The 24,649-nt window shown below is 59.5% G+C and carries 25 protein-coding genes and 1 pseudogene; 11 read left to right on the top strand and 15 right to left on the bottom strand.

Features of this window, described 5'->3' with window-relative positions:
* The first annotated feature begins 131 nt into the window (after positions 1–131).
* Entirely contained in the window at positions 132–725 is a 594-nt protein-coding gene (locus NKG60_RS05265) for a DJ-1/PfpI family protein (protein WP_352493019.1), read from the top strand.
* Positions 726–858: 133 nt separating this feature from the next.
* On the opposite strand, the gene NKG60_RS05270 is transcribed toward NKG60_RS05265, so the two are convergent.
* A complete protein-coding gene (locus NKG60_RS05270) occupies positions 859–1,770 on the bottom strand; it encodes a GntR family transcriptional regulator (RefSeq protein ID WP_352862862.1) in 912 nt (303 codons plus the stop codon).
* A gap of 167 nt (positions 1,771–1,937) precedes the next feature.
* Between NKG60_RS05270 and NKG60_RS05275 the strand changes: the two genes are divergently transcribed.
* From NKG60_RS05275 to NKG60_RS05305, 6 genes and pseudogenes are all read left to right on the top strand, one after another.
* The gene (locus NKG60_RS05275) at positions 1,938–2,990 is read left to right on the top strand and encodes an ABC transporter permease (RefSeq protein ID WP_352862861.1); all 1,053 of its coding nucleotides are present in this window, start codon (positions 1,938–1,940) and stop codon (positions 2,988–2,990) included.
* Positions 2,987–3,772 (top strand): ATP-binding cassette domain-containing protein, encoded by a 786-nt coding sequence (locus NKG60_RS05280; protein WP_352862860.1) that lies wholly within the window; start codon positions 2,987–2,989, stop codon positions 3,770–3,772. Before NKG60_RS05275 ends, NKG60_RS05280 begins: the two co-directional genes overlap by 4 nt.
* 93 nt (positions 3,773–3,865) lie before the next feature.
* Entirely contained in the window at positions 3,866–4,780 is a 915-nt protein-coding gene (locus tag NKG60_RS05285) for a sugar ABC transporter substrate-binding protein (protein ID WP_352862859.1), read from the top strand.
* A gap of 93 nt (positions 4,781–4,873) precedes the next feature.
* On the top strand, positions 4,874–5,899 hold the full coding sequence (locus NKG60_RS05290) for a zinc-binding alcohol dehydrogenase family protein (protein WP_352974646.1): 1,026 nt from the start codon (positions 4,874–4,876) through the stop codon (positions 5,897–5,899).
* 329 nt (positions 5,900–6,228) lie between these two features.
* Complete coding sequence (locus NKG60_RS05300) at positions 6,229–6,456, top strand: ribbon-helix-helix domain-containing protein (RefSeq protein ID WP_023718512.1); 228 nt, start codon at positions 6,229–6,231, stop codon at positions 6,454–6,456.
* A pseudogene (locus NKG60_RS05305) lies at positions 6,453–6,870 on the top strand (TA system VapC family ribonuclease toxin); the annotation flags it as partial. The gene NKG60_RS05300 and the pseudogene NKG60_RS05305, both read left to right, overlap by 4 nt.
* Before the next feature lie 406 nt (positions 6,871–7,276).
* On the opposite strand, the gene NKG60_RS05310 reads toward NKG60_RS05305, so the two are convergent.
* Positions 7,277–8,404, bottom strand: a complete 1,128-nt coding sequence (locus NKG60_RS05310) for an NAD(P)/FAD-dependent oxidoreductase (RefSeq protein ID WP_352862858.1) — start codon at positions 8,402–8,404, stop codon at positions 7,277–7,279.
* Positions 8,405–8,468: 64 nt separating this feature from the next.
* Positions 8,469–9,470: an SIS domain-containing protein gene (locus NKG60_RS05315; protein WP_352862857.1), complete on the bottom strand. Its 1,002-nt coding sequence runs from the start codon at positions 9,468–9,470 to the stop codon at positions 8,469–8,471.
* A 101-nt stretch (positions 9,471–9,571) separates the two neighbouring features.
* Between NKG60_RS05315 and NKG60_RS05320 the strand changes: the two genes are divergently transcribed.
* The 4 genes from NKG60_RS05320 (at position 9,572) to NKG60_RS05335 (ending at position 14,260) form a co-directional block, all read left to right on the top strand.
* Positions 9,572–10,438, top strand: a complete 867-nt coding sequence (locus tag NKG60_RS05320; RefSeq protein ID WP_352862856.1) for a PfkB family carbohydrate kinase — start codon at positions 9,572–9,574, stop codon at positions 10,436–10,438.
* Positions 10,439–10,597: 159 nt separating this feature from the next.
* A complete protein-coding gene (locus NKG60_RS05325; RefSeq protein WP_352974303.1) occupies positions 10,598–11,434 on the top strand; it encodes an ABC transporter substrate-binding protein in 837 nt (278 codons plus the stop codon).
* Between the two features lie 76 nt (positions 11,435–11,510).
* Positions 11,511–13,040, top strand: a complete 1,530-nt coding sequence (locus NKG60_RS05330; RefSeq protein ID WP_352862854.1) for an amino acid ABC transporter permease/ATP-binding protein — start codon at positions 11,511–11,513, stop codon at positions 13,038–13,040.
* A gap of 110 nt (positions 13,041–13,150) precedes the next feature.
* Positions 13,151–14,260: a LacI family DNA-binding transcriptional regulator gene (locus tag NKG60_RS05335; RefSeq protein WP_352862853.1), complete on the top strand. Its 1,110-nt coding sequence runs from the start codon at positions 13,151–13,153 to the stop codon at positions 14,258–14,260.
* Between the two features lie 171 nt (positions 14,261–14,431).
* On the opposite strand, the gene NKG60_RS05340 is transcribed toward NKG60_RS05335, so the two are convergent.
* The 12 genes from NKG60_RS05340 to NKG60_RS05395 all read right to left on the bottom strand — a co-directional run bounded on the left by NKG60_RS05340 (position 14,432) and on the right by NKG60_RS05395 (position 24,629).
* Positions 14,432–14,641, bottom strand: coding sequence for a hypothetical protein (locus NKG60_RS05340; RefSeq protein ID WP_352862852.1), 210 nt, complete (start codon positions 14,639–14,641; stop codon positions 14,432–14,434).
* A 500-nt stretch (positions 14,642–15,141) separates the two neighbouring features.
* Positions 15,142–15,345: a hypothetical protein gene (locus NKG60_RS05345; protein WP_352862851.1), complete on the bottom strand. Its 204-nt coding sequence runs from the start codon at positions 15,343–15,345 to the stop codon at positions 15,142–15,144.
* Between the two features lie 1,068 nt (positions 15,346–16,413).
* A complete protein-coding gene (locus NKG60_RS05350; RefSeq protein ID WP_352862850.1) occupies positions 16,414–16,836 on the bottom strand; it encodes a hypothetical protein in 423 nt (140 codons plus the stop codon).
* A gap of 177 nt (positions 16,837–17,013) precedes the next feature.
* Positions 17,014–17,649, bottom strand: a complete 636-nt coding sequence (locus NKG60_RS05355) for a ribbon-helix-helix domain-containing protein (protein ID WP_502911833.1) — start codon at positions 17,647–17,649, stop codon at positions 17,014–17,016.
* A 212-nt stretch (positions 17,650–17,861) separates the two neighbouring features.
* The gene (locus NKG60_RS05360) at positions 17,862–18,455 is read right to left on the bottom strand and encodes a hypothetical protein (protein WP_352862849.1); all 594 of its coding nucleotides are present in this window, start codon (positions 18,453–18,455) and stop codon (positions 17,862–17,864) included.
* Complete coding sequence (locus NKG60_RS05365) at positions 18,452–19,042, bottom strand: L,D-transpeptidase (RefSeq protein ID WP_352974306.1); 591 nt, start codon at positions 19,040–19,042, stop codon at positions 18,452–18,454. The genes NKG60_RS05360 and NKG60_RS05365 overlap by 4 nt, the downstream gene beginning before the upstream one ends.
* A complete protein-coding gene (locus NKG60_RS05370) occupies positions 19,026–20,189 on the bottom strand; it encodes a CpaE/TadZ family protein (RefSeq protein ID WP_352862847.1) in 1,164 nt (387 codons plus the stop codon). The genes NKG60_RS05365 and NKG60_RS05370 overlap by 17 nt, the downstream gene beginning before the upstream one ends.
* Positions 20,186–20,821 carry a TadE/TadG family type IV pilus assembly protein gene (locus NKG60_RS05375; RefSeq protein ID WP_352862846.1) on the bottom strand — a complete coding sequence of 212 codons (636 nt, stop codon included), beginning with the start codon at positions 20,819–20,821 and terminating at the stop codon, positions 20,186–20,188. The genes NKG60_RS05370 and NKG60_RS05375 overlap by 4 nt, the downstream gene beginning before the upstream one ends.
* 2 nt (positions 20,822–20,823) lie before the next feature.
* Entirely contained in the window at positions 20,824–21,357 is a 534-nt protein-coding gene (locus tag NKG60_RS05380) for a TadE/TadG family type IV pilus assembly protein (protein ID WP_352974308.1), read from the bottom strand.
* Positions 21,357–22,841: a TadE/TadG family type IV pilus assembly protein gene (locus NKG60_RS05385; protein ID WP_352862844.1), complete on the bottom strand. Its 1,485-nt coding sequence runs from the start codon at positions 22,839–22,841 to the stop codon at positions 21,357–21,359. The genes NKG60_RS05380 and NKG60_RS05385 overlap by 1 nt, the downstream gene beginning before the upstream one ends.
* A gap of 74 nt (positions 22,842–22,915) precedes the next feature.
* The gene (locus tag NKG60_RS05390) at positions 22,916–23,173 is read right to left on the bottom strand and encodes a hypothetical protein (protein ID WP_352974649.1); all 258 of its coding nucleotides are present in this window, start codon (positions 23,171–23,173) and stop codon (positions 22,916–22,918) included.
* 10 nt (positions 23,174–23,183) lie between these two features.
* Positions 23,184–24,629 carry a type II and III secretion system protein family protein gene (locus NKG60_RS05395; protein WP_352862842.1) on the bottom strand — a complete coding sequence of 482 codons (1,446 nt, stop codon included), beginning with the start codon at positions 24,627–24,629 and terminating at the stop codon, positions 23,184–23,186.
* Positions 24,630–24,649: the final 20 nt, after the last annotated feature.

A 24,649-nucleotide genomic window follows, 5' to 3' on the forward strand; every position in this document is an offset into this window, starting at 1 on the left:
ACCCGCCCTCGACGGTCATCACGCAGGCCAGTGCCAACCAAGACTACTTCCCCGACTCACCCTTCTAGAAACTCAAACCTACCAGGCGAGTACAGGTCTCGCCCAGCCGTTGTCACAGGAAAGGAAGTACCATGCCAGGCAAAAAGATCCTGATGCTGACCGGTGAATTCACCGAGGAATACGAAATCTTCGTCTACCAGCAGGCGATGGAAGCGGTGGGCCACACTGTTCATGTCGTGTGCCCAGACAAAAGCGCCGGAGACCTGATCAAAACATCGCTGCACGATTTCGAGGGCGATCAGACCTACACCGAAAAGCTCGGCCACTATGCGCTGATCAACAAGACCTTTTCTGACGCTGAGAAGCAGCTGGAGCAATACCACGCTGTTTACTGCGCCGGCGGTCGCGGGCCCGAATACATCCGCACCGACAAGCGGGTGCAGGCGATGGTGCGCCACTTCCACGAAACCAAGAAGCCGATTTTCACGATCTGCCACGGCGTGCAGATCCTGATCGCGGTCGACGGTGTCGTGCGCGGCAAGAAGGTCGGCGCGCTGGCGGCGTGCGAGCCCGAAGTGACGCTTGCGGGCGGAACCTATATCGACCTGTCTCCAACGGAGGCATATGTGGATGGGACGATGGTTTCGGCAAAAGGCTGGACGGCGCTTGCAGCGTTCATCCGCGAATGCCTGAAGGTGCTGGGAACGGAAATCCGCCACGCTTAGGGCTTCTTCCGACGCATCTCAAAGGGGTGCGTCGGTCCCCTTCTGGAAGGGGAACTTGTCACCGCCAGTTCGGTCCGGATCATAAAACGCCTGCATCACGCTGAGTTTGCCTCCCAGGGACAGAGGTCTTTCACTATGCATTGATGCTCGTTTCATCAAATCCCGTAAGCGAGCGCATCAGTGTTTCCCTTGCTGAAGCCAGATGCGCTCGGCAGGCCACCTCAATCCGAGTGGAGTTGCGGCTCTCAAGCGCATCGATATAGGCAATGTGTTCGTGGATTGCGGCAAGGTTGCGCTGCTTTTCGTCCTGCTTGTTCCACTGATAGTGATAGTGAAAAATGAATGTGATGATGTCGTAGAAATCATCGATGAAGCGGTTCGGCGACGCCTCGTTTATGAGCCGGTGAAACCGGTTGTCCAGGCCGGAGAAATCGTGAAAACGGCCTTCAATTCGCTCAAGCAGGTCGGCATGCGCCATCTTGAGCGCGGCGAGTTTCGACCATATCGGAGAACTGTCCGGCTGCAGTGAAAACAGCTGTGCCGAACGCAGTTCGAACATTACCCGGATCTCGAAGAGCTCAAGTGCGAAGTCTTCGGTGAAACCCTTGAAAAGCCAGCCTGTATTCGGCCTTTTCTCGATCAATCCAAACCGGCTGAAGCGGATTAGGAATTCGCGAATTCCATTGGTCGCAACGCCGAATTGGCGCGCAAGCTCGAGCTCATTGATGCTGGTTCCAGGCCTGGTGTCACCCCGCAGCATCCACTCCATGAACTGCTGTTCGACGTGCTTGGCGCGAGGCGTGGTTTCGGCGTCCGGATAGTGGTCGTTGTCGCTGACCGGGCGGCCCGTCGACCTGAGGCCGTTACGCTCGGTGACAAGTTCGCGGTGAACCAGTTCCCGCAAAACCTTTCTGACGGTTGTGCGGCTGACGCACATTCGCCGTCTAAGCTCATTTTCGGAAGGAAGTTCACCGGCCAGTTGCCCGTCGCGCAGCATATTTGCAGCTCGATTGAAGGCCTTCTTGTAGACGGTGTCGGTTCTCATCGGATTTTCCCTGCAACAATACCTTGTCCTTTTTAGCATGAACTTTATCCATAAAAAACAACTTGACCCGACCCGGCTGGTTGTTTTTTATCGATAAGAAGAGGACCTGAACACGAATTGAGTTTTTGACGACGCGGCTCGCGCGAGCCGCGGCGGGGAGGGGAAATTTGCCTGAAACGGGAAACACCGGCACGACTGTCGGCGAAGCCGCGTTGCAAGCATCCAGGAAGTCAGAAGCCGTCCCCGGCCTTTCGCTTGGCCTGATGCTGCTGAGCGCTGGTCCGGTGGTCATCCTGGTGCTGCTGATCGCCGTCCTCAGCTTTCTGTCACCCTATTTCCTGACGGGACGCAATCTCAGCAACATCCTCGCCCAGACGGCCGTCATCTCGGTTGTCGCGATGGGCCAGCATCTGGTCATCCTGACGCGCGGCATCGATCTCTCCGTCGGCTCGAACCTTGCACTGGCATCCGTCGTCGGCGCGCTGAGCTTTCATGCCGGCGCGCCCGCCATCCTTGTGATCGCCGTGATGGTTGGCTGCGGTGCCGCGGTCGGCGCCGTCAACGGGCTTTTCTACGTCTTCGGCCGGCTGCCGCATCCTTTCATCATCACGCTGGCGACGTTGAGCATCGCCAAGGGGCTGGCGCTGCAACTGGCCGACGGGCGCGCCATTCCCGGCATGCCGGATTCCATCGATGCGCTTGGCCGCGACGCGGTCTGGGGTCTGCCTGGATCGGTGTTCGTCGTTGCGGGCGTTGCCGCGGTTCTTTTCATCATGGCAAAAACCATGGTCTGGGGGCGCTGGATTTATGCCGTCGGCGGCCGGCCCGACGCTGCATTGCGCATGGGTATTCCCGTGTCCTGGGTCCTGGTTTCCGTCTATGTCATCTCAGGCCTGTGCGCCGGCATCGGTTCCGTCATCCTTGCCGGCCGCACCGACGCCGGTTCGCCGCTGTTCGGCAATCTGCTGGAACTGGATACGATCGCGGCGGTGATCATTGGCGGCGCCAGTTTTCTTGGCGGTCGCGGCCACCTCGGCCATGCCTTGATCGGCGCCATCATGATCGGCGTTATCCGCAACGCGCTCAACCTGCTCAACGTCAACGTCTTCTTCCAGCTCATCGTCATCGGCGTGGTTATCGTCATAGCGGTCGAGTCCGACGTGCTGCGCAATTACCTCGAAGGGCGCGTGCGTTTCCTGCAAGCCGGGAGGCAGTCATGAGCGCCGTTGCGGCCAAAATCGATCACGCGGTCACCGCGGACAATCCCGTGCTAGCGGTACGTGGTGCTACGAAGCGTTTCGGTTCGGTTCTGGCCCTGGACGATGTCAGCATCGAGGTGCGGCGAGGCGAGATCGTCGGCCTGCTCGGCGACAATGGCGCGGGTAAGTCGACGCTGACCAAATGCATCAGCGGGGTGCACCAACTCGATGCCGGCGCGATCCTTTTGGACGGTGCGCCAACGCAGATACGCTCCCCTGCGGATGCGCGCTTCGCCGGCATCGAGACCGTCTACCAGGATCTGGCGCTGTTCGACAATCTGACGCCGGGACAGAACTTCTTTGCCGGTCGCGAGCTAGCTAGGCCGCAATGGCTTCCGCGCGGCCTACGATTTCTGCAGCAGCGCCGGATGGACGCCGAGACCCGCGCTCTGCTGGCAAACCTGAAGGTTACATTGCCGCGGCTGGATGCCGTCGTCGCCATGATGTCTGGCGGTCAAAGGCAAGCGATCGCCGTGGCCCGCTCGACCGTGTTCGCCCGCAAAGTTGTCATTCTGGATGAGCCGACCGCCGCGCTTGGCCTGCGTGAATCACGCCAGGTGCTCAATCTGGTCGCTGCGCTTCGCGACCAGGGCAATGCCGTCATCCTGATCACTCACAACATGGAACATGTCGTCGAGCTCGCCGACCGCGCGGTGGTGCTTCGCCAAGGCCGCAGGGTCGGCGAGCTGGTGCCGACCAAGGGCAACAAACAGGAACTGGTTTCCATGATCGTTGGAGCCTGACCCGTTCGAAATTTGGGGACCTTTCCGGTCCGCAAATGCCTGAAGCGTCTCCCGCCGGGAGGCGTCTCAATCCAAGGGAGGAATACAATGCCAATGAACCGAAAACTGTTCGCAGGGCTGGCGATCGCCGTTGCGTTTTCCGTACCGGCTTCGGCCGCAGACAAGATCAAGGTCGGCCTGATTACGAAATTCCCGGTGCCGTTCTACTCGACCATGGAGGACGCCGCCAAGAAATACGCGGCCGCTCATCCGGAGATCGAACTGGTCACCGGCCAGGGCCAGGCGGCTACCGACATTGAAGGCCAGATCGCTCTGATCGAATCCATGATCACGCAAGGCGTCAAGGGGCTTGCAATCACGCCGGTCGACCCGACGGTCGCGCCAGCGCTCGACAAGGCGGTGGCCGCCGGCATCAAAGTGGTTCTCGTCGACAACAGCATCCCCAACTGGAAAGGCCAGACGGCGTTGGTATCGACCAACAACCTCAATGGCGGCAAGATCGCCGGAGAGTATCTTAAGACGGTGCTCAAGAGCGGTGACAAGATCGGTATTTTGCAAGGCGTTCCCGGGGTGCCGGCTCTGGATGACCGGGTCACGGGCATGATGGAGGGACTGGGCGACGTCAAGGTCGAGGTCGTCGGCAAGGGTGCAACCAACTGCACGCTGGAACTTGGCACGTCAGTGACCGAAGACATCCTGACCGCCAATCCTGATCTCAAGGCAATCTACGCGGCCTGCGGACCGCCGATCCCTGGCGCCGTCAAGTCGATCAGCAATGCTGGCATTGCCAACGACAACCTCATAGTGGTCGGGTTTGACGCCTGCTGCGGTGAGATCGAAGCGATCAAGTCGGGGGCGGAGGACGCCAGCGTAGCTCAATTTCCCGCAAAAATGGGCGAGCTTGGCATCGACACCGTCGTCAAGGCTATCCGTGGGGAACCCGTCGAGGCCAATGTGGATACCGGCGCCGGCCTGGTGACGCTGCAGAACGTCAAGGACTTCGAGTAATCCACAAGCGGTCCGGCGGATTGCACCGCTGGACCACTTCCTGTTGCCGGACCCCAGCTTAGCTAGGGGTGAATTGCAGTCATGGACCCCACCATCAAAGTCGTGCGATGCGCCGAGCCCGGCAGACTGGTGTTTGAGGAGCAGCAGGCACCAGGGGCTCCGCCCGAAGGCTGGGCACTGGTCAATGTCGCCTTTGTCGGGATATGCGGAACCGACTACCACATCTTCGAGGGCAGGCATCCTTACCTCGCCTATCCACGCGTCATGGGCCATGAGGTTTCGGGAACAATCGCGGCAATCAACGCGCCCGTGGACCTGTCGGTCGGAGAGCAAATCCTCGTCAATCCCTATCTTGCCTGCGGAAATTGTGCCGCCTGCCGCCAGAGCAAGCCTAACTGCTGCATGTCGATTGAGGTGCTTGGCGTGCACCGTGACGGTGCCATGAGTGAGCAGATTCTCGTGCCGGCGCAGAACTTGATACCAGCGGCCGGCCTGTCACCGGTCGAGGCTGCCACGGTCGAGTTTCTGGCCATCGGTGCCCACGCGGTCCGCAGAGCCATGGCGGGGCCGGGCATGCGCACCTTGGTTATCGGCGCCGGGCCGATCGGCCTCGGCACCGCGCTTTTTGCGCGCATCGCGCAACAGAACGTGACCGTCATGGACGTCGATACCGAGCGGCTGACCTTTGCCGCGAGGCAATTGGGTTGCCTGGTGATCGACGGATCGAAGGGATCGATCGCCGAAACGATAGCGGAGCGAACTGCGGGAGCAGCTTTCGACGTCGTCTTCGACGCCACGGGGAACAGCCGTTCGATGCAGTCTGCCTTTGCCTATGTTGCCCATGGCGGCGTCATGGTGATGGTCAGCGTCGTGCCGGACGACATAACCTTCTCAGATCCAGAGTTCCACAAACGGGAAATGATGCTGATCGGCAGTCGCAACGCGACGCGTAGCGATTTCCAGCACGTCATTACCTCGATCCGCGCTGGAAAAATACCAATCGACCAGCTCGTCACCCACCGCACCACCCTGCGCGACAGCCCACGCGACATCGCAATCTGGGCGCAGCAGAAGTCCGGTCTGATCAAGGCCGTTATCGACGTAGCGGGATCTGGCTGACTTCGGCAACACTATCAAGACATGTCATCGCAGCCCTGGCGCTGCATTGTAGGAGGGGGAGTTGCTCGGTGACGCAAGGCTAAGCGTCGCGCTTGACACGGTATTCGGCGTGGTTTTCCTCAGAGAACAATTGTTCCTGCCGAACTGGCTTGGCGTTTCGCTGATTACCGCGGGCGCAGTTTTCGTCGCATAAAGGTTGAAGCCGCGGAGCGACGATCTTTCCGGCAAAACGTGTTCCACGCAAATCCGCCGGGTATTCGCACCGCTTGAGTGTCCGACGTAGCTAGTCCACATCATGCGTGATGTTTGATGCGCGTCAGGAGAGTGATGTGAGAACCACACTGGCGATTGATGACGACGTCCTGGTCGCGGCCAGGGCCATGGCCCGGCAGCAGGGTCGTAGCCTCGGCGAGGTCATTAGCGATCTCGCCCGGCGCTCGCTGCGCCGGCCTCAAGCTGGCGGCGAGCGCAACGGGATTCCTCTTCTGTCGCCTCGGCCGCATGCACCTCCTGTCACGCTTGAGACGGTCAACGCCTTGCGAAACGAACTGCCTTGACCTTCCTGCTCGGTGTCAATGTGCTGATCGCACTGATCGATCCTGGTCACGTCGCCCATGGCGACGCGCATGGCTGGTTCGAAGAGACGGGCAATGCGGCATGGGCTACTTGTCCGATCACCGAAACGGCGTCCTGCGCATCGTCGGCAACCAAAGATATTCCAAATGTCCCGGCTCGCCCGCCGTCGTTGCGCAAATCGTTACTAAGTTGCGGACTCTGCACGGGCCAAGCTTCTGGCCCGACGATGTGAGCCTGGTTGGCTCCGCGGCATCGATGCTGCGAAAATCCCGACCTCGGCGCAGGTGACGGATACGTACCTTCTCGCCCTCGCCAAGGCGCGCGGCGGCCAACTTGCCAGCTTTGACCGCAAGCTGTCAGCGGCGGCCGTGAAGGGCGGCAAGTCTGCACTGCATTCTGATTCCCACAAGGTTGACCGCCGGACTCTTCGGTGCAGTCTGCCTTTCGATCTTCTTGGCTTTGAATTGAGGATTCCGGAACTTGTCGCACTCAGCGCACTCCAGGGGATCGCGAGCGGCTATCTGACCATAGTTTATGGGGCATTCATCTCTCCCCTGCGCGTTCGCGCTTGGACGCGCGGCGCTGACACTCGTCGCCGTCTCTGTTGCCGTAAGACGACAACCCGATAAAACGATCATGTCACCTATCTCTCGGCAAGGTCACCTCAGCTTCTTAACCTAGACCGCCCTCCGACCAACGTTGAAACCGCGGGAGACGGATATTCGCTGTTAGCGATTCTTGATAAGATTCCTCAGGCGCGCGGTCCATCTGGACAGTTCGACCTCGGCCGCGATTGCCCTTTCAGCTGAAACGCTTTGCGCGGAAGCTTGCAAGCATGGGATGGGGATTTCCGGAAACAATTTCTTTGGCAAGCAATTCGCCGACGATCAATCCGAGCGTGGCGCCGCTGTGGCTAAAGGCGACGTGAAGGCCGGCGACGGTCTCGACGAAGCCAAGCACTGGCTCGCCGTCACCGGGGATTGGCTTCGGGCCAACGGCATAGGTAGCGAGTTGAAGCCGCGGATTGCCGTCGAGCACGGCACTAGCCTCGTCGAGCAGTCCTTTGACCGTCTTGTCGTGCACGGCGTAGGTTCCGTCAGAGTTGACCACGACCTCTTCCTCCGACCACGCCGAATCCAAAACAAGTGCGCCATCCGGCGTCGGGCGTACCGCCACGCGCGGCGTATTCAGCACGGCACGGAGCTCGGTCTTGACCGGTTTGGTCTTCAAGAGAAGTGAAATCGGCGTGGCATCAGGGACATCGACTCCGATCTCCGCAAGCATGGCAGGCGTCGCTGGCCCAACGGCAAGGACGACTGCATCCGCCTTTACCGGCACACCGTCAGCAGTGACCACGCCACGCGCGCGACCACCGGTGGCATCTATCCGCACCCGTCCAGCGTCCTGAGCAAGCCTGCCGCCGCGGGTGCGGAATTCATTGAGCAGCAGATCGATAAGCAAGGGCAGGTCAACCCATCCTTCGCCAGGATTGAAGATGGCACCCTGCGGAGTGATTGCGTTGGCGTTGACACCGGGCGTCACTGCGCCGACTTCGGCAGGGCCGAGCAGAAGCGCGTCATACCCAATATCCTGCTCCAGCTGGCAGATGGAGGCAATCTGGTTCGTCTCATCATCCGCATCCCAGGTGAGGCCGCCGTCAAAGCGAAGCCACGACGCCGTTTCCGGCCTTGTGGCCGCCAGGGTCCGATAACGGTCGATGCCCGCAAGCCTCAAGCGGTGGTAAGCAGTGTCAGCACGTCGCGCTGAGTTCAGCCAGGAAAGTGAACGGCCGGATGCACCGTTGGCCGGTGCGCCGTCGTTGACAATGGTTACATCAACGCCAAGACGAGCGAGGTGCAGCGCGGAAGAGATGCCGACGATACCTGCGCCGATGACGACGACATGGCGCGGCTTTGGGGATGCAGTCATGGAGAAATCCTTCTTCGCGGAAGACGGGCTGGGGGTTGTTGGATGGCTGCAGAGTGCTGCGGAACTAGTAATCCGTGAGCTTCTTCATGTAGCGCCGGCCCTCGAGCATTGGCTGGCCGCGCAGACCGGCCAGCTCGTAGGCAAAACGCCATAGAGTGTCGAAGAAGACCAGGGGCACGAGATAAGGTTTGATGTGTTCGCACATACCGCTGAGGTCGAGTTCCGTTCCATCGAGCACCAGGATGTTTTCCCGGCTGCCGTGCTTGAAAAGGAAATCGCGGGCGCGTTCGGAAAGGCTCCGCGTTTCGTCCAAACCCAGCAAGACCACGAAGCAAGCGTCCCGATCCACCACCTCAAAAGGGCCGTGGAAAAACTCGTTAGCGTGTATGGCCTGCGAGTCGTACCACTGCATCTCCATCAACACGCAGATAGCGTAGGAATAGGCCGCGCCATAGCTTGCACCGCTGGCCAGTGTGTAGATCGTATTGCACGGCGCGAAACGGGGTACGAAGGCCTTAAACCGGTCGGCATAGGTCCGGTGCGCACGTTCGATCGCCGGCTGAAGATGGCTCAGGCTCATCAGCAGATCGGCGGTCAGCCCGGCATTTTCCCGAGCATCGATCAAGCCGGCGAGCAACATGTAGAGCACGCCGTAATTGCTGCGGGCTGCATCGATCGGTTTGCCCGTCGTGTAGGAGGCCTGGTACGCCACAGGGTGGTCGACGGAGCGCGCGAGGGGCGATACTTGGTCAAGCGTCATGCCGATTGTCGTTGCGCCTCGATTTCTTGCGTGATTGGCCGCTCGGACGGTCTCCTTGGTGGTTCCGGTCTGCGAGCAAAGAACAACGAGTGTGTCAGGTCCCAACCGTCGTGGGTCTCGGCAAACGAACTCATCCGCGTTGTAGATATCGCAGGCGAATGTACCGCTGCGACGATCGATGAAGTATTTGCCTGCCATCATGATCGAGAGCGAGCCGCCGCACGCCACGAGGAATAGATGCGAAAACTGCCTGCCCGCCGTAGCGGTCAGCGCGCGTTCCACGTCGGCGGGCAGGGTGGAAATCATGAGCTTCCTCTTTTCGTTGACAGAGCTTGGGCCGGCGCATAATTGACAAACGGCGGCCATTGTGTGAACGTTCTCATATCCATTAAACTGAAAGTCCTGCGATGGTCAAGATTGCCGCGATAGGCGATAACGTGGTCGATTGCTATCTCGCTCGCGGCGAGATGTATCCTGGCGGAAATTGCCTCAATCTATCGGTGTATGTGAGCCGCTTCGGCGGACAATCTGCCTATGTTGGATCAATCGGCAAAGACCGGGCCGGGGACTTGATCCACGCCGTACTCAAGTCCGAGCGCGTGGACGTCACCCGATTGCGACGCCTCGAGGGGGCGACCGCTTATTGCCTCATAGGTCACCGCAACGCCGATCGGATTTTCCTGGATTTCGATCTCGGGGTGTCGATGTTCACGCCAACGCAAGAAGATCTGGATTTTCTCTCAGGCTTTCAGGCCGTCCACATCGGCCAGTCCAGCGGGTTAGACCCGTGGGTTGCCGCGGTGTCGGGTAAGTCACTGTTGTCTTACGATTTTTCCACGCGGCGCGAACGGGAACATCGACGCGAGATCGGGCCTTATTGCTATCTGGCTTCCGTTTCGGGTGACGGCCTCTACGACAAGGAATTGACTGCAATCGCAGCCGAACTGCTTGCATATGGTTCAAAGTGGGTCCTGGTGACTCGCGGTCGAGCCGGCGCCGCACTCTACCGGGACTCGACCTCCTACAGCACGCCGGCGCGACTGGTCGAAACCGTCGACACGCTGGGCGCGGGCGACACCTTCATCGCCAGAACGTTAGTCGGCCTGCTCAGGGAAGAGGCGCCTCAAGCCATTCTCGATCATGCGGCGGAGGCAGCAGCCGCTACGTGCCAGTACTACGGGGCGATTGGCCACGCGACAGCGATCGACATAGGGACAATGACGCCAGAGATCCTCCGCGGAGCGGGGCACCTTCGAGGCGGGAAAGCCATCTAGCTGCGAAATTCCACGGAACAATTGACGCAAGAAATAGACAATGCTAGAGAAAGTGATAACGTTCTCATTCGTTCGCGGAGGCGCCCCCAAGAGCGTTTGACGGATGAGACTTCGAGTGGGACCGCAGGCCGAGTTCGGCCAATCGTAAGAGGAGAAGACATGCAAACGAATTCGAGCAGGCGCCAACTGATGAAATCCGGTCTGGCGCTGACGATCGCGCTGGTGACAGGACTTGGCGCGCTGGCCGCACCAACGCAGGCAAAAGCGGCCGACAACCCCTACAACCTGATCGACCCGACGGTGATCAGCGTCGGAACCATGGGCGATGCGAAACCCTATGTCTTCACCGACGCCAACGGCAACTTCACCGGCTTCGACGCTGAACTCTTCCGCGACGTGGCGCGCCGGCTCGGGTTCAAGGAGGAGCAGGTTGTTTTCACCGGCCAGGAATTCTCGGCGCTCCTGCCGTCTGTCGCCAACGGCCGCTTCGACGTCGCTGTCGCCGCTATTGGGACGACCGCGGAGCGCAAGAAGACCGCCGATTTTGGCGACGGCTATCTCGCCGGCTACCTGTCGATCATTTCGGCTGATCCGGCTCTGACGAGCAATGAGAGCACCGCCGGAAAGCGCATCGGCGTGATCCAGGGAACGCTCCAGGAAATCTATGCCGAGAAGAACCTGAAGGGCGACATCGTCAAATTCCCCGACAACAACACTGCGGTGGCGGCGCTGAACAACGGGACGATCGATGGCCATTTCACCGACTATGAGTCGGCCAAGCAGTATGTGGAGCGCTACAAGAACCTTAAGATAACAATGAATGTGCCGTCCTTCGACGCGCCTGCCGGGTTCGTGGTCAAGAAGGGCAACGACGCTTTCCGCGAAGCGCTCAACAAGGCACTGCGCGAGGCCATGGACGATGGCACCTGGAAACGGCTTCACGAGAAATGGTTCCCGGGTACCCCGATGCCGGATCAATATCTGCCAAAGAAGTAAATTCGCGCGTATTCGTTATCGTTTCCGGCCGGGCCCGTGAGCAACGGTGCCCGGCCGAGTTATAGATGGACTTGATATGAGCTGGTTCGACAACTTCGCCCGCAGCTTTCTTGATTTCCAGGCGATGGCAGAAGTTCTGCCGAACATGGTGATGGTCGGCCTCAAGAACACCCTGATCCTGGCCCTTGCCTCGACGTTTTTCGGGACGCTGATCGGTATCGTACTCGCCGTGATGGGGATTTCCGAGAACCAGCCGCTGAAAATCCTTGCGCGGGTCTATACCGATATCTTTCGCGGGCTCCCGGCCATTGTCACGATTTTGATCATTGGCCAGGGCTTCGCGCGGTTGGGCCGAGAGCTGTTCGGTCCATCGCCTTATCCGCTAGGCATTCTGGCACTCAGCCTGATTGCGGGCGCCTATATCGGGGAGATTTTCCGCGCCGGCATTCAAAGCGTCGAGCGTGGTCAGATCGACGCGACCCGCACTCTTGGTATGACGTATGGCCAAGGCATGCGCTTGGTGGTGATTCCGCAAGGCATCCGCCGCGTCCTGCCTGCACTGGTCAACCAGTTCATCGGCAACGTCAAAGACTCCAGCCTGGTCTATTTCCTTGGCCTGCTCGCTTCCGAACGCGAACTGTTCCGCGTCGGCCAGGACCAGGCCGTGCTGACCGGCAATCTGTCACCGCTGTTGCTGGCCGGCGTGTTCTATCTCGTGATCACGGTCCCGCTAACCCACCTCGTCAACTATATCGACGCGCGCATGCGCGTTGGCAAACGTATCACCGCCGTGCACAGCGGCCTCAAGGAAGTCGCCGAGCTTGCCGAAGCGATCGTGCCGGGCGCAGCGACGTTGCCTGTAGCAGCGCCCACACGCTTCAAGGGCGGCGGCATCGAGGTGAAGAATATCGACATGGCTTACGGCGTCGTCCAGGTGCTTCATGACGTCAGTCTGAAGGTGCAGCCCGGGACGGTCACCTGCCTCATCGGTCCGTCCGGCTCGGGCAAGTCGACCTTGCTGCGTTGCCTCAATCGCCTCGTAGAGTGTCGAGCCGGTGACATTCTGCTCGACGGCGAAAGCATCTACAAACAAACCCCTGACCAACTCCGGCGGCGCGTCGGCATGGTTTTCCAGCAGTTCAATCTGTTCCCCGACCGCAGCGCGCTCGCCAACATCACCCTGGCTCTGCGCAAGGTGAAACGCATGTCGCGCGAGGAGGCTGAGGGCGCGGCCTTGGCGAGGCTGCATGAAGTCGGACTGCTGGAGCGCAAGGATCACCGGCCAGCCAATCTCTCGGGCGGGCAACAGCAGCGGGTGGCCATCGCGCGTGCGCTCGCCCTCGAGCCCGAAATCATGCTGTTCGACGAAGTCACCAGCGCGCTCGATCCTGAATTGGTCAAGGGTGTCCTCAATTTGATGGCCGATCTCGGTCGCGGCGGGATGACGATGGTGGTCGTCACACACGAGATGAACTTTGCCCGCAAAGTCGCGAACCAGGTCGTGTTCATGGACGAGGGGCGGATCGTCGAGGCAGGACGGCCTGAGGACCTTTTCGACAATCCGCAGAGTCCACGTCTTCGGCGCTTTCTGTCAGAGGTACTGTGATTGCAATGATGTGCGCAACCGCGGGGGTTGCAGTGTTCGGCCTTGCGGGGCGGGCTTAACTGCCGCTAGGTCGCCGTCACAACGCGCGCCTTGGCGGCGGAGTTTGCCGAGTGACTGAAAGATTGTCGAAAAACGCAACCATCATAGAGGTCGCTCGCCGGGCCGGGGTGAGTTCCGCCACGGCGGGGCGTGTACTTGGTGACTACGGCTACAGCAGCCCCGAGGTCCAGGAGAAGGTGCGTGCCGCTGCAGCTGAGCTGGGCTATCGCCCCAATCGCCTGGCCAAAGGTCTGATCACCGGTAAGACGCAGACTATCGGAGTTGTGGTTGGCGACATCGAAAGCCCGTTCTACGCGAGCGTGCTTCGCGGAATAGGGGATATGGCGCGCCGTGGCGGCTTCGGGGTTATCGTTACGAATAGTGACGAAAATGCCGAGCTCGAGCGAGAGGCGGTGCAGCTGCTGCTGGAAAAGCAGGTCGACGGTTTGATTGTCTCATCGACTTTCGTGGACGAACCGGATCATCTTCGTGAGGCAGTCGCAGCCCGCTGTCCCGTCGTGCAGTTCGACCGCGTGGTTGCGGGCCTGGAAACCGATTCAGTCGTGGTCGACAATGTTTCCGTAACGCGTAGCAGCATCGCGGCGATGATCGGTGCCGGACACAGCCGCATTGGAATTCTGGCCGAGCTCGGGCCGGGCCAACGCGATGGTGTTGGCTCGTTTGTGGCAAATGCCGATCTCTCCAGCGCTGATATTCGCTATCATCATCCAAGCTGGCAAAGGCTATTAGGTTACCTCGAAGCCCATCGCGCCGCGGGCATTACGCCGGATCCGCAGTTGATCCGCCGCGTGGCGATCTATTCTAGCGAGGCGGCCCGCAAGGAGGCACTCGATCTGCTGACAATGCGCAATGCGCCGTCCGCCCTGTTTACCGCCGATGGCGTGATGTCGACAGGCGTTCTGGAGGCCACATCGGCACTGAAGCTTGTGATCCCAGGAGACCTTTCGCTGCTTTGCTTCGACGATCTCGACTGGATGCAATTCGTGGCACAGGGGATCACAGCCATCGCGCAGCCGGCGCATTTGATCGGAGCGGCCGCGGCGGAGCTTCTCTTGAGGAGGTTAGGGGAGGCCACTTTGCCTTTCGAGCACCGTGTGCTGGCGGCCCGCTTGGTGGAGCGTAACTCAATTGCGGTCCATCGCAACCGCCAGGCCGTCTGATCTCCGGCCGCGACGGTCCGGCTGGAGCTGAATTGCAGCGCCTCTACGCCGGGGTCGATGCCATCCAGGGAGATTGTACTGCCTTGTCGCCTTCGCTTACCTACAGTAACACCGGCCGGTGCGGATCGGCTCGGCTGAATGACAGCCCAGGCGGACTGCTGGGCACGACTACTACTGCTTACGATGCCCCGGCGTGAGCTGCGCAAGAAAACGGGTGAGAACATCCGGGTTCCCGTTGCGGATCTCGATGTCGTTCTTGCGCCGGATAGCGCCGCGCACAAGTCTGGCGCCGAGATAGCGGAACGGCTCTGGAGGCAATGCCAGCCGCCGGTCGATCCCGACCAGACCGCTGGCGCTCCGCCGATCCTTGCGCTCGAGCACCAGACTGGCCAGGACGCGGCGACGCGGCCGCCGATCGGCGTCTGTGCAATGCCGGTTCCGTTGAAGCCCATGCCATAGAAGATGTTGGGATGACCCCGCAGATGATCGAAGACGGGAACATGCTCGGGCACGAGCTAAGGCAATCTTAGCTATACCTCAGAGTCCTGTCGGATCCGCCAACAATTCGCAAAAGTTCGGGGTTCCAGTCGGGCGACCGCCAGAAGGGAGCGGGAATCTCGCCTACGAAGTTGGCGCATTTCGCTCGGTGTGCCGAGCAAACGGCGCCCTCTCCACCGTGGCGCGCAACTAGATCGTCGTGTGGAAACAAGGCGACGACGGGACGTGGCGCCTGCATCGGGACATCTGGAATTTAGGTGCGGCCCAATAGGAATCTCGCGCGGCAGCGTTCAAGCCGTGTCCTGTAACGGCAGAGCATCGCGCACAAAACTTCGCCGCTGCAAGGAGCGTACTTGATAAGGCACCAAGAAGAGGTGCTGTCGCTAACCGCGCGGTTTGGCCTTCGGTTCTGGCGAGCTTTCCGACGGGTTTGCAGCCAAATTCGCAGATCGCCGATCTTTTAGCCACAGAGACTTCTTTCTTGCCAGTAAATCGTCGCGAACGCCTTCAGCGGTAGCTCGGCTAGGCATCGCAGCAATGGCATAGTCGGCCCTATTCGTTCGATAGTCTTCCTTCTGCACCGTCATCGTTTGCTCCCAATTTCCTGCCCCTCTTTTGTCAGGACCAACCGGGCAATTAACTGCCGGTGCATCACACGAGTCAATCGATTAAAGATGCACTCCGCAGTCGCGCCTACATGTCGTTATGCTTGCGCGAGAAGGCTGGAGCCGCGGGCCGGTTAGGCTTGAGATTCTCAAGCTCCCAAGGAATTGCATCTAAAAATCCAAGCGTTCGAGGCGGCTATTTCGCCGTAAGGAAGACCGCTAAATTAGTAGCGCCAGCCCTGCTTGAATTCATCGACAAACCATCGCTCCACGTCATCGCGCACTGGAGTGCTACTCCGGAATTTCAGGTGACCAGGAGACTTCTGCTCAAGCTAGGAAAAGAAGTCGGAAAAATTTGGATTCTCAGGCGCATGAGGAAGTCCGCGCTCCTCGGCCCATTTCGTACAGAAATAGCGAACGGCCTGTTCCGCTTCATCCTTGGTCATGAGGGATGATGACACGCGATCCCACCAACGCAAGTACCTTGCCACACGGCTTCTAATTATCGGCAACGACTGTGAAGTAGGCCACGACAGCTAATCCTGCAGAGACTGGCAGCCAATCGAGAGCAGCATGGAGACCGAACTTGTAGGCGTGCGAAGCCAAGGTGCGGCGAACATCAAAGCTGCGGCATCGATGATGGAAATGGGGCCCAATGGGTCTGCAGGGTAGCCAAAAACTTGCCAAGGCTGCGCTGTTGACGGGCTCAGGTCTCGTATCGGAAGAGCCGTTTGTCGTTTGGCGCAGTCAAGTTCGAACCTGGAGTTTACGCCGATTTTCTGTTCGGCGACGGTATGGTGATCAGCCCCTATGCGCGAGCGGATATCCAGGAGCGCTTCGGCTATTCCAACACGGCAAGCGTTGAGGGCAGAGAGAGTGAGTTTGAAGACGCAGACTTCTCGTGGCAATGTCACAATGTCGTCTGGGTTCAACGCAATCGACCACGCTCAGCAGTGAAATTCGCGGCCAGTGGTCTCAAGACAGTTCCACTGTCAGCGGCAGGCCAGGTGTCAAGATCGCCTTCTGAATCATCGAACGAGGGAACACTCGCTAATTCGAAATGGCGAGCGCGGACGAATACTGGTTTTTGCCCGCTGCCCTTGCTCGGCCCCTGCCAATTCGATCATTCAGGCCGTCGGCAGGTTCAGCCGATAACTCGCCTTGAGTCAATGCGGCGACAAGTAGAGAGCAATCGAGTTCCTCAAGGAACGGAGCCTTCTGGTCGCTCTGAGCTGCCATCCGAAGCGATCTCAATCTTGCTGTCTTTTCGGTACGTTCGGCATGCTCAGCTTCGGCAATGAGCTTCGCGGAGCGGTTAAGCCTTCTATTTTCCAGCCAACACATGTGTTCGGTCCTGCGAAATGTCTTCTTGGACGCAGCCTTTCGCCGCGGATTCGCGCGGCGATCAGCCCGCTTCGGATCCAATTCCGCTTTCCGCTCGCCAAGCCTTCTCTGGCGCCAGTACGTCGTCATGCCCTCTCTCTTCGAGGTTGTCGCCCTTCATTGTAATGAAAGAATCCGCTCCTGCGGCGTGGGCCGTCGGGCTGGCCATAGCGGTCGGGTCCAAGCGAAGGCGCGCAGACAGTTCCTATTCGCCCGAAATGAGGCATCTTCAGCCCGGATTGAGCCTCGCTCCCTGAGGCCGCAGCTCTAACCGTTGACGAACGCCATCAACAACTCCGGTTCTGGTACGGGCGCCCGTACCATATTCAATTGACCTCGATACCGACGTTCGCCGGCCGCGATTACAAAGCCGCTGGCGATCGGTACTTCGCCGGCGTCGAGTTGGGCAAAGATGTCGGCGACATTAAGATCCAGCGCCAGCTTGAGATTTAGTCGTGCATCATTGTTTGCTCCGATCGGCAACTGACGCTTGACCAATTGCTGGAACGAAGCATTGAACGTCAGGATCTTCTTCGATGACGCCAAGGCAAAAGCGGGCGAGGGGCAGGCAAGCAATATGGCATTGATCGTCCTGATCGATGTAAGCTTCCGCAGGACGATGTTTTCATCGGCGAGCCCGTTTATGCAAGCCACCCGTATCGCCGATGTCAGGTTACCAGTGTTGGTCGCACTTTCGGCGATCTCCTCGATCAGCATGCCAATAGTGCATTTCCTACTTTCAGCCATCTGCTTCAGAGATATCCAGAAAGCCTTTTCCAGACGGATGCCGCGGCGTATGCCGCCACGCGCGACCACCCGGAATTCCAGCCCGAAATCCTCTTTCGTGATCGTTAGAAGCAGCCGATCACGATTGGTGGGAGGACAGGTGGCGATAGCGCTCACTCATGATCTCCTGACGCCTTGATGGTCGGCTTCAAAAGGTAACTCAGTGTCGTATTGCCCGTCTCGATGTCGACTGAGCACATCATGTCCCGGATGACCAAATAAGTCTTGCCTCCCTTTCGAGCGTCGATTCGTCTGTCGCGACACGCGCGACGCCAAAAGCGGCGGACGATCTTCTCTGGCAAGCATTCCCTACGCTCCCGTATCCCGCTCTAATCGATCTTGCGATAATACACCTTGCCGTCAGGCTGCTCTATGCGCCGGTAGGAGGAGCTTGGGGCAGGAGGCACCGGTGTTGCGCTCCTCTTTTTGGGCGGGCGTGGTGCTTCCACGATACTGCGTTCGGTCGCTTCTTCACCATCGAGATCGCTGAGCGGCTCCGCCGTGGCGCTGGTCGTCTCAACAAGAGGCTCCGCCACGCTAGAAGCGTCGTCGTGGACCAGCGGCAAGTTCTGTTCAATCCGGGCAATGCTGCCGTTGATCTGGCTGAAGCTACCCTGCAGTTGATTGTCCAGTTTTTCGAACCGGCTTTGGAAACCGTTATTGACGGTGTCGAGCCGGGCCGCAATCCGTTGCTCGAACGATCCGAGCTGTTCCAGCCTCCCTTCGACAGAGCGCAGCTCGTTGATGCCGCTGAAGAGATAGATCGCGGCTGTTAAATTTGCGGCTGTGATCAGCAAGGCGCCTGCAGCGACAACGCCGATTATCGTGACATTGCTCGGTTTCCCAGCGACAGCTTGCTCTATAGGTTGGGTCCCAGGCCCAATGTCGATCGCCGGCATGTCCGGGTCGCTAATCATCGTCATTGGACCACCACCTTTGCACCGACCGAGACGCGCCTGAAAAGATCGATCACATCGGTGTTGGTAAGACGAAAGCATCCCGATGTGCCGTCGAAGCCAACGCCTGAAGGGTCGTTGGTGCCGTGTATGCGATAAAGCGTGTCGTGCCCGTCTCGCGATAAGTAGAGCGCCCGTGCGCCGAGCGGATTGTAGGGACCGGCCGGCACCATCTCCGGCAGCTCCGGCTGGCGCGCGCGCATTTCTCTCGGTGGGCGCCATTCCGGCCATTCGGTTTTCGCCCCCACTTCAACAGCGCCGGTCCAGCCAAATCCGTCACGCCCGACGCTGATCTGGTAGCGCAGCGCCTCACCCTCTCGGGTCACAAGATAGAGCGCCTTCTCCTGCTTGCGGATAATGATCGTGCCCGGCTGTTCCGCGGTTTGGAAAACAACGAACTTGCGCAGGCTGGGGCCCATGGCTGGCAGCGGCGGCTGGTTCGATAACGCGGAGCGGGCATGGGCGCAGTCCCAGGCCGGTGCCCCCAACGCCAGGCCCAGGATGCAGGCGCCCGCAAGCGTTGGAACGAAGCGATATCTACCGGGCAGTGTCATCGAGCCGCTCTTTGAACATCCGCTTCAGATCCTTGTTGAAGCGTGCCCGCCCGTCCACCTCGGAAGGCATGATGGCTCGGTTCAGCGCATCGGTCAGCAGCGCATTGTCCAAGGTAACCGATTTTATGTGCGGTGCCTTGAATATCCTTTCGAGTTCGCTGCGCGAAAAGTGGTTGCCGAACCATTTGCGCCTGTGCTTGTTGGCGACCAGCGTGATGTTCACCGAATTGCCGCGCAAATCGCGGATCTTCTTGTAGAGCCGCTTGCCCTGCCGCAGCGAGGCGACGTTGAGCTCGAACACGATGAAGATCGCGTCGCTCGTGGAAAGCACAGGATTCTGCCAGGGAGTTTCGATGTTGGGCAGGTCGATGACGATGTCATCGAAGCGATAGGCGACGAGGTCCAGCAGCCGGAACACGAAATCCGCGCCCTGCGGCTCGAATGGGAGTTGCGGCCGTTCGAAGGCGTACAGCGTCAGGCCGGACGGGCGCGAGAGCTTGATGACGTCCATCAGTTCAACATCGAGCCGTTCCGGCTGGCCGATGATGCCGGCAAGGTCGAACTGGTTGAAGAGGTTGAGATAGGCGCCACAATTGGCGCTTTGGAAATCGAGGTCGACGAGGCAGGTCGAAGCTGCACGTTCGGTGGATTTCGAGGCCAGGAAGTCCGCGGCCGACAAAGCGAACGTCGTGGCGCCGGCGCCGCCGCTAGCGCTGATGAAGGTGATGATGCGGCTCTTGGTGCCCTGGTTGCCGGTGTCGTGAAAGGTGACCGCATTCAGAAGCTCCTTGGCATCGAGTGGTTTGTGCAGCCAGTCCGAGGCGTTCATGCGCACCAGGATGCGCGTCTGTTCAGAGGTCAGCTCGTCTGAAACCGCAATCAGCGGCACGGCCGCCCACAGGGCGCGCCCCTCGACAATGCCGGGCTTGCCAAGCAGATCGCCATTTGCAAAGTCGAGGATTACGATGCCCGGCCGCGTGTCGGGGGTCGGGCCTTTGAGAAAGTCATCCGTTTCGGAAATCCGGACATCATAGATCGCCAGCGCATCGAGCCGCGTCGCCACGTCGTGTCTGAATTGCGAATCCGACGAGAACAGGGCGACCTGCTTTCGTTTGGTTGGGAGAACCTTGGTGTTGATAGCGTTCATGGTGATGTGCTCTTCAGGTCTTCGCCCGTGACCGTGCTTAGCATGGACGGCATGGTGACGTTCGCAAAGCCCATCAGCCCTTGCAGAAAGAAGAACTGAAAGGTCACGTTTTGAAGACTTACGGTGATTGTCGGCACCGGTCCGCCCAGCCGGGTCTGATAGCTCAAGCCAGTCGCGCTGTAGGTGACCACCACGTTGTCGCGGCGCAAGCGCGGAAAGAAATGGCACATTCCGGGCCGTTGATTTGCTGCGAGTGGGGGACAGGCATCGTTGTTGGTGTTTGCCGTGTCCCCGCGGAAGACACGGCTGAAGTTGGCGGCATTGAATACGCCCCCGTTGGTGCAAGCCCCTGTACCAGCAGTATATGTGCAGACGAAGGGCCCATATGCCGCGGCAACGACTGGCGCACCCGGTGTCGTCGTCGGCGCCGCAGTCGCAAGGGCCGTCGCAATGGGGTCTGAAATCGAGGCCATCCGGGCGCCGAGCTGGACCGCCTTGGTAGCAGCGTTCCATTGGTAGAAGGCGTGAGCGAAATCGACGAAACCGAGGACAAGGGCAAACAGCAGCGTCGAAACGATGGTCATTTCGACCATCGCCGCGCCGTCGTCCGATTCCGCAAAACGCTTGATCATGATCAGAACCGGATCAGCCGCTCCTCGTGAGAGCCGTTCAGCGTGATCGGGCCGATGCCGATGATCGATAGCATGCCGACCCCGCTGTACGCCAAGGTACCCGCAGCCCTGACGATACAGACCTGCGCGGTGGTTGATCGATATTGGGCGACGCCGGCGACCACAGCGTCATGGCAGGAACCGGCGGCAGCGATTGTCACCGTCACATTCGATTTCTGCCAGCCGCTGACGCGTGCACTGCCTGTTCCCGCCGCATTGCCGAACACAGCGATATTTGCAGCAATGTCGGCGCAGTTGATCGCTGCAAGCCCGGCTTGTGTATACAATTGGCTGTTGCAGCGCGCGGCGAAGCGGCTTGCATCTGAAAGCCCGGCTTCCATCAGGAGTTTTTCGTGAATCAGATTGCCGAATTCGAACACGCCACTCGCCAAAATCAGCATCAGCGGCGTGATCAGCGTCATTTCGATGAGCACTGCACCGCGCTGGTCGCATCGAAATCTATCGAGATGACGCAACAGCGTTCCAAACATGGCCATCACCGGTAAAGCTGAGCTTCGTCGCGGAGGAAATTGTCAAGCGTGCCCTGGCCACCACCCCCAGTAACGTCCACCAGTTCAACCATCACGGATGCATCTTCCGATGGGGACGCAACTGGTTCAGTGAGCAAAAAGCTTGCAAAAGCTTGGACCGGCAGATCCGTGCTGTGGCCGGACAGATTGTTGCCGGCAGCTTGGAGTGCATTGCAGTTCAGGATCGCGCCGTAAATCAACCGACGGTCAACCGTCGTGACAGCGGGCTGGCAAGCTGCCGACGGGGTTCCGATCTCTCCACCGGTCGACGCCGTGCCTACCAACCCGGCCGATATTTCGTAACGGTAGACCTGATAGCGCGTCGGCTTGGTCGTATTCCATGAAGATGGGTAGGCAGCGGAACCAAAGTTGGTGCTCCAGTAACCTGAGAAATTCCAATTTCCATCGCCCATCCGGCCGCCGAGGTATGGAGTGGCCGCGTCGCGTGGAAGGCCCATTGTTCCAGCTTGGGTGAATGAAAGTTGGTTCATGGAAGGACATTGGTTTGCGCTTCCTCGGGTCTTGATTGCCCCTTTGCGGACGTTCGCGGCTGGACCGTATTCAGCACTATTGAAATGGTTGCCGCTTGCCGCAATGCCGAAACGAACATTGAAGGCGTCTTGCACTGGGCCGGCGTTTTGGCCAGTCTTCGTGGTAACGCTGGCGGAACTGTAGCAACCAACTGGCCTTGATGTTGCAATCGTCTGAGCGAGAGCTTGAGCACCGTTCCCCACACCGGCCGGAGGTTCGAGGAAGCCGAAGTTACCAGGACCAGCGGCAGCCCCGTTTCCGACCTTCCTCAGTTCGATCAGTCGACGATGGACAGCCGGATTTGCGATGGCTTGCTCAAGTGTGTATCCGCCCGCTGCATTCGTCCCGTTCACCGTCTCGTAGGGGTTGCACATAAAGACCGGCGTGAAATCGCAGACGCCGGAGGTGAAGCCCGCCACAGCGACTGCGCCGACATTGAAACTGTTGCTCGCGCGGGATGACAAGAAGGAAGCCGGGAAGATTGCGGCAAACCCGACCGGGGTTACAGTGACTTCAACAAAACGGGCAAGTTTGGCGTCATTCAGCTCGTCGGTGATCACATTGGCGGGCACAATGGGGAGATTGTCGGTGGCCGGCAACGAGCGAAGATATCGGCGTGTTACTCCGGCGGAAGCGAGCGTTTGAGGAGGGCCGGCGGTCGAGAAGGTGTATCGATTGCTTACCAGCGTAGCGATCGCCCTGTCAGCACGGCTGATAGCGTCCGATGTCCCATCCAGCTCAGCCGCGCCTGCCAGCGCAAACGCATCAGCCCCCTTCTGCAGATCGTTATGCAGGTTGTTGACCCGGCTCATATCGATCACCAGCAGAGAAAATCCGATGATCGCCGGCAGCATGACGCTGACCAATATCAGCGCTATTCCGCTCTGATCGTGCCAGAACGCGCGAATAATACGCAGCATGGCCTTGCTCTTTTGCTCCTTGACGCCAGGATCCTTCGTTTACCTGACGCGCTGATCCCTTCCGTTCAATCCGCTCAGTCTTTCGGCGTCCCGACATTGACCGTGATCGCCGGCGGCGGCGGCGGTGGCGGTGGGAACTTGTAACTCTGGGCAAGAGCTGCAGCGCGCGCGCCATCCCCCTCAATAGCGGTCCTTTTCGACGCCGGATTGAGAGGGTCGACCGTCTGCAGAAGCGAATTGTATTTCTGGGTGTCGCCCGCGGCCAATGTCACCGTGTCGTAGCGGTTCAGATAGTCCGCGCAGCCCGTCAGCCCGCTGGCGCACAAAAGCATGATCAACACCCTATTTCTTGACATAGATCATCTTGTCCTTGGATTTCAGGTCGAGCATGTGGCCATAGGGGCCGACGACGCCTTCGCCCAGTTCATATTTGCGCACCATGTCCTTGGTTACCTCCAGTTGGCCGAGCACGAAAAATTCCGGGTCGTTGGCCGGCCGTGTCTTGTCGAATGGGGTCGCCAGTTGCTCGCCGGGTTTCACCGGGCGAACGATATGCGGGGTGACGATGACGACCAGTTCGGTCTCTTCCTTCTGATTGCTTGAATTGTGGAACAGCGCGCCGACAATCGGCACTTGGCCCAGCCATGGTACCTGCCTCTGGATTTTGGTATTCTTGCTGGACAAGAGCCCGCCGACGGCGAAACTCTGACCGTCGCGCAACTCGACGACGGTCGCCAGCTTGCGGGTGGTGAAGATCGGGTCGCCGGCCGGCGTGAAGCCGTTCAGGTCACTTACCTCCGGCGCTAGCTCGATATGGATCTTGTCGTCGTTGAGCACGATTGGCGTGAACTGCAGATTCACGCCGAACTGCTTGTACACAATGTTGATCTGGCCATCGCTGTTGAGGCTGCGGATGGGTACTTCACCGCCGGCGTTGAAGCTGGCCGACTCGCCGGAAAGTGTGGTGAGATTGGGCTCGGCCAACATGCGCACGACACCCTTTGCCTCAAGCGCCTCGATGATCAGATCGACCTTGATGTTGCTGTCGATGACGCGAGTGATCAGCGCCGCGAATGGATTGGTATTCGACAGCAGGCCAGTGAGCAGACCGCCCGGTCCGAGCACCACGTTATCTTCATCGACGGCGGCAATGCCCGTTCCAGTTCGGGTCGTTCCGCTGTTGTTCGTGCTCCGGATCGACACACCAAGGTCGCGACCGGCATTGCGCTTGGCCTCAAGCACGCGCACTTCCAGATTAACTTGCTGGCTGTCATCAACGGTAACGGCATTGATAATCGCGTCGGGACCGTATTGCTGGGCCACTTCCAGGATCGACGCCAGCGTGGCACCGTCCTTCACATGCCCGCCAAGCCGGACCTTGCCATTGACCGAGCCGATATCGATCCGCGATCTGGGCGCTACCTGTCGAATTGCCTGCGCCATATCATTGACGTCGACGCCGACCTCGATCTGGATTACGCCAAGCGAGCGCTTGTCTTCGGAAAAGAGATTGACGGTGGTGGTACCGGCGCCCTTGGCAATGACATAGAGCGTCTTGTCTGTCATCGGCTGGGCATCTGCGATCTTCTCGTCGGCGACGACGATATCGCCAAGAGTGGCGTTCACTTCGATCGTCACTGATTGCGACATGGGCAGGAAGATACGATGGACGCTGGGGTTCGACACGTCGATGCGGCGATCGGCTGCCGTAGCCTCAAGGCCGATCGGCAGTAATATCACCGAACAGGCCAGCGCGGCGGCTGCCAGTGTTTCCCGGACCGTTCGCATCTACGTTCCCCTCTTTTTGG

The organism is Mesorhizobium sp. M1428 (assembly GCF_040317515.1).
Taxonomy (GTDB): Bacteria; Pseudomonadota; Alphaproteobacteria; order Rhizobiales; family Rhizobiaceae; genus Mesorhizobium.